Raw genomic sequence first — 5,374 nt, 5'->3', positions numbered from 1 at the left:
TTTTCATGATCTTGCCCTGGTATTATTTGCCAATAGTGCTAACTCTTTCTATTTTATTTTGGATGAGGGGGAAGCATGTAAAACTACAACTCTTGAAAAAGAGGTTGATGATTTTCAAGAGGACATCTCACCGATATCAGAAAAAGAAACTCCCATTGGCCAAAAGATTACTAATGAAGAAATTGGTGAGGTTATACCAGAATTTGAAACCGGAGCAATGGAGTTGGCAGAGAAAATTGGTGGAGCTATTGGCGTTGTAAGTGGTGGATTAGAATTGCTTGACGGCATAGAAAATAAAAATGCTGATGAAATCACTGGTGGTGCCGTTCTTTTGGGCTCCTACATAGCCCCGGAAATTGCAGGGGAAGTTATCGGCTCAATTTTCTCCGAGTCAATTGCGGAAGCTATAAACCCAGTTATAGGTGTTCTCATCGCTGAAGGGATTGCAATTTATGGTGATATAAAAATGGCTGGGGTCATCAACAAGATGGAAGAGTCCGATCGCACTTTGATGGGTGTCTACTCAAAAGCAATTGATAAAACAGACGCATCACTACTAAAGCTTAAAAAAATAATCCGAGGTGATAATGATGAGATTTATAATTATGAATATAAACATTTTGGAGAATTAACAGTTGAATTATATAAAAACAGTTTCCACAAATTAGCATATAGATTGATTAATGATAATTACTCTAATAGAGTAGATAAATATTTCAAAGATAACACAGTATCCACCCCAATAACCACGCAATTCGTTTCAAGTGAATTACCAGTAACTATTAGCCACCTAATCGGATTAAAGGAAAATTTAAAATACTGGTATTCAACCTCATTGACAGGGAAGAAATACATAAGCAGTTTCGGACATGTCCCATTAAATAATGCAAATTTCCATCCATCATATGAAGGCACAAACAGCATCCGATTTTCAAAATCGATAAAAAATGTTGCAATACCAAATATGCGTTGGTTGAATGATGTATTTTTCCCAGTTTTAGAGAGGACAGTAGATGTAATATATGACAATAGCGATCATCTTGTTGTTGAATTCAAAGATATGCTTACAGATACAAAATTTATCCATAGTCTTCAGGAATCAATGATAGCCCCATATAATGATGTTCTAAAAAAATACTATTCTTGGTTATATTTTGGGCATCATATTTTGAAAAACCTTGATTATTCAGAGGTAAAGATTGAAGAAGGTTTTCTTATTTTTATATCGATATTTATGCCAATTGAAAGCTCAATAATTCAAGGCTCTGTCATGAATGATATTAAATCCAAAATTGATGTTGCTCCATTTATTTTTGCCATAACAAAGTCACTAATTAGCCAAGGCGTCGATGTGACTGATGAGACCAAGTTTACAAAATTAATTAATGATGCATATTCGAAAATTGGAGAGGAACATTCCACCCTTAAAAACAAAATTATGAGTTCTTATCATGCAGCTAAAGACCTGGTTAATACTAAATTAGTAGATAAATCAGAAATTTCATTAAAGCCAATCAGTCAAGAAAAATTAAATTCGCTTATTGAGAAAATCGATAAACATGTGGCTGATGGAAGCCTAAAGAAAAAGGTAGATGTTGCATTAAATGATGCTGTTTCATTAATGAGTCTACAAGGTGGTGATAACTATGAGACATCATTACGATTCATTGATTATGCTCAAATGACTAGCTCTATTCAAAATAGTTACTTTAACGTTGTGGGCGCATTAATCGATAATTACGTGAAGAAGCTACAAAAGTTAAGTGATTGGGAAAATGAAGCCGCTGCTGTAATCTTGAGCGATTTACGTGACGACCTGGTTGCGCTAAATAAAAACAGTAAACTCGTAAATTACTCTTCTCAAGAAGTACATAAATATTCAAGCGGAAACTTTGATTGGCTAGCGTTTAACTCAACTCCTTTTTTAGATGAAGATAATAATAAAATAATTAGGTACCTTGATGACACTATCAATTTATGGGTTCCTGTTTCTCAAACAGGACCACCCATGCGCCTGCATCACGCCAATTAGGTCGAATATTGTGATGGGAGCAGGGAAAAAGTATCTTAGATAAAGTTTTAAAAATGATTTTTTTGAGTTGATTAACTAAAAATCAAGACTATAGGAAGAGGCACTAGTTTAATTAAATCAAAGGATAATCCATTTTGATGTCTAACGTTCGAGCGACCTAAGGTTAAGAGCAAGCGTATTTCTCTTGCGTCATGTTATCCAGACAACATTGTAAATACTAATGTGGTTCTTAAAGGTGCAGTGCTAAACAGATAGAAGTGTGGTGAGAGATTTTAAGTCAAATAATCCGAACGTTAGGTGAATATCCGCTTTTGTAGTTTCTGATGTTATTGAGGGGAATTACAATGGGTTGGCTTCTCCTTTCCCCGGATTACCATAGACCAATTACTCCTTGAAGAGGTGAATCATGATGGGAAGAAAATATAAAATTAAATATCTTATAAATACATTTTTGATATTGCTACTCTCTGCAATTTCATTTAGCTCGATGTCTGGGAGTCTTGAAATTGATGTAACTAAAATAAATCCAAGTGAATTAGACTCGATCAGGCCGAAAATAATAATTCAAAATGGGGAGGCAAGGCTTTCAAAAGTCGGTTTCTCTACTGAAAAGTTAGTTTTAGATAAACCCTTGGAACATTCAGAAGCTAGGAAAAAGCTATATGAGAATGTAAAAAGTATGCTTGAAAAGAACAAAAATATTTTGGCTGATATTGAGGAAGGTAAAATACCATTTCCAAATGAAAGTACTAAAAGTAGCGTAACAGAGGCTTTGCAGTTCAATGACGATTTTTTAGAAAGTGCCTCTGATACCTTGGGCTCAGATGTAATAGATTCTAATAAATTATACTTTTCAACTTCATATAAAGGTGAAAATGTAGTGATTAGTGAGGTTAAGGATTGGACTGCATTAGAAAAAAGAAGCATATCTCAAGTGATGTCAGACCCCGATAACATTGTTAACACTAGGCTTAATAGACCGGGAGCGGTTAAAAGAGCGAGTGTTGAAAATGGTAGGGAGATAATTCGAGATTTAAAGAAAGGCGGAGGTGAAATAAAGAAGGTTACTGCTTTTATGATCTCGGATGTTCTTGAGACTAATTATCGAAGGATGGGTTTTTCAACACCTAACTGCTTTTAGTTAGGCATTACATGGCGCAAGAGGTCGCTAAAGCCAAACTGAAAGAGATAATTATGATGTCAAAGCAAGCAGCAGAAATATATAGATAACTCGCATTAAAATTGGATTTTTATGACAGAATAAAGCCCACCCATAGCACATATATATTGAATCAACTTGAAGGTGCAGGTTTGAGTACCTAAAAATTATCATTAATCTGAGATGCCAAAGAGCCTGCGATCTCTGGAAGAGTCACAGAAAAAATTGGTCTATCGCCGCCTTGAAGTCTCGTTTAGTTTTGAAGTAAACGTTGTTTCTCGACTTCTCGTGGCTTTGTTGCAGTACTCAACCCACTTTGTCTTTTGACATCATTAAGCGACTCGGTAGCTGTCGGGCATACCAAGCTGTGTAAATCATGCCGCTAGCATCATTTCCTGTTGTTGTTTTCAAAGTCTCTACTGTGTAATTGGGGACCTAATGCAGATACGCCACTAAATTTCTCATCCTTTTAGGATTGCGAGCGTCGACAGCAAGCAGATTATCTTTGGGAGGAATGATTATATCGGCTTCAGGAAATTTGCTCGATAATGCGTCCTAGACGTCATCGGTATCGTCCATTTTATCCGCTGAAACATGGTCTGCATCTATATCAATTTTTTCACACAGTGCCCCTACGGCCCCTCATTCGGTTTATATGTGGATTTGAATGCGGGCTTCTTAAGACCTAGTTGAGATAAGCGCTTAGAAGGAGAGGTATAGTCTGGACAGGCTAGATCTGCGTCCCCCATTCTTTTTAATAGATTATCGATGAGACCTTGAAGTTGGCGTAGGGGCTGTTTGAAGACCAGTCTCAAATAATGTCACGCTCTTATTGTGCTATCAGGGTATTGGGGATGAGCCTGTTCCATCATAAGTGCGTTGCTCACTCTGCCAATTATCCATAATGTCGCCTGATAATCAGATATCAATCCGCCCTCGGTCACGCAATATAATTGGTTTGTCGGTAGGTGTGTTTTTTTGAAGTGTTGACGCCTGGATTGATTGTGTTTGTAAGGTATGATTATGAGAGTGAATACATCAAGGTATGATAAGAATATAGGAAAAGGCTCTCAACTCAAAAATTGGCGATTAAATGAGCGCTTCAACAAAGCCGCTCAAGAGCGACAAGAAAACTTTGGCACATTGAGAGCCAGAGTCCTGGGCGTTAGACGTTATTTTCAAAGAAGATTAGCAACGTTGTATTTATGCAGTAGGCTCGGTGCTGAAATTAGAATTCAAGGTTATTCTTTTTTTAATATAATTTACATTAACTTATTAACTTATTAACTTATTAATTAATTTTTTAAATGTAATCATAATTTAAAATTAATTTCTTTTGTTTAATTTTAATTAGGGGTTTAATAATGAAACGAGTTATATTTGACAATCATCCTTTATTATCGCAAGAAGAATTAGAAATGTTAGCTATGGTTGTAGGTGGTCGAGGAGAGGAGGGAGGGGCAAGTCGCCTAGGTCGGATTAAAAATGATCGTGATTTAGATCGAGCTGGAAGCAGGTGGAATTTGCGGCTTCGTTAGGAATAAATTTTATAGGATAATTTTGAGGTTCTCAATTTCCAGTTAGCAATTTCTCCGTAAATCCTCGCCCGCTTTTAGGGCGAGGATAGGCTTTGTTGCGTAATTAAATTTAGAGATAGAGCTACTTCGTTTCGTGTGTTTCTTAGTTAATACGACAAGCTTTAGGCATACCTAACCCAGTAAGCTTGTTCAACGCTTTTATCATCGCGTAAGTCTCACCCACCTGCGCATTGTAATTTCTTAAGCTCAATCGTCCTCCTAGTAACTGTTTAACTCGATACATCGCTGTTTCTGAGAGTGAACGTCTGTGGTATCCATACCGCTCTTTCCAATACTTATTTGAGCCGTATAACTTCTGGCAACCCACGGCGAGATTTCGAGGATGACCACGTTCCCAGAAGGCAGCCCCTTCTCTTGGGGGAATAAGCGCAACGGCTCGCTTAATCTCAATAGCAGCGTGACATGCTCTCGTGTCGTAAGCGCCATCACCAGACACCTTAAGGATACTTCGGCGTGTTTGTTTCAATAAGTTAGGGAGGACTTCTCCATCTGTAACCGTCGATAAACTTAGCTCGGCTCCAATAATTTCATGAGTGCTTGTATCAACTGCAATATGCAGCTTTCACCAGACTCTACGCTTGCCAT

4 protein-coding genes and 2 pseudogenes are annotated in these 5,374 nt (G+C 37.2%); 3 read left to right on the top strand and 3 right to left on the bottom strand.

Features of this window, described 5'->3' with window-relative positions; genetic code table 11:
* Positions 1–16: 16 nt before the first annotated feature.
* The gene (locus AB4482_RS22515) at positions 17–2,032 is read left to right on the top strand and encodes a hypothetical protein (protein WP_372181748.1); all 2,016 of its coding nucleotides are present in this window, start codon (positions 17–19) and stop codon (positions 2,030–2,032) included.
* 406 nt (positions 2,033–2,438) lie between these two features.
* Positions 2,439–3,173: a hypothetical protein gene (locus AB4482_RS22510; RefSeq protein WP_132968965.1), complete on the top strand. Its 735-nt coding sequence runs from the start codon at positions 2,439–2,441 to the stop codon at positions 3,171–3,173.
* A 178-nt stretch (positions 3,174–3,351) separates the two neighbouring features.
* Here the strand turns inward: AB4482_RS22510 and AB4482_RS22505 are convergent.
* Positions 3,352–3,482, bottom strand: a pseudogene (locus AB4482_RS22505) (IS630 family transposase); the annotation flags it as partial.
* Positions 3,483–3,823: 341 nt separating this feature from the next.
* On the bottom strand, positions 3,824–4,006 hold the full coding sequence (locus AB4482_RS22500) for a transposase (protein WP_229648109.1): 183 nt from the start codon (positions 4,004–4,006) through the stop codon (positions 3,824–3,826).
* 208 nt (positions 4,007–4,214) lie between these two features.
* On the opposite strand from AB4482_RS22500, the gene AB4482_RS22495 reads away from it, so the two are divergent.
* Positions 4,215–4,478, top strand: coding sequence for a hypothetical protein (locus tag AB4482_RS22495; protein ID WP_229648108.1), 264 nt, complete (start codon positions 4,215–4,217; stop codon positions 4,476–4,478).
* A gap of 393 nt (positions 4,479–4,871) precedes the next feature.
* Here AB4482_RS22495 and AB4482_RS22490 read toward each other — a convergent pair.
* Positions 4,872–5,374, bottom strand: a pseudogene (locus AB4482_RS22490) (IS5 family transposase); the annotation flags it as partial.

This window comes from Vibrio sp. 10N.222.55.C7 (assembly GCF_041473335.1).
Lineage (GTDB): Bacteria > Pseudomonadota > Gammaproteobacteria > Enterobacterales > Vibrionaceae > Vibrio > Vibrio crassostreae_C.
This window is presented reverse-complemented; position numbering and strand designations above follow the sequence as displayed.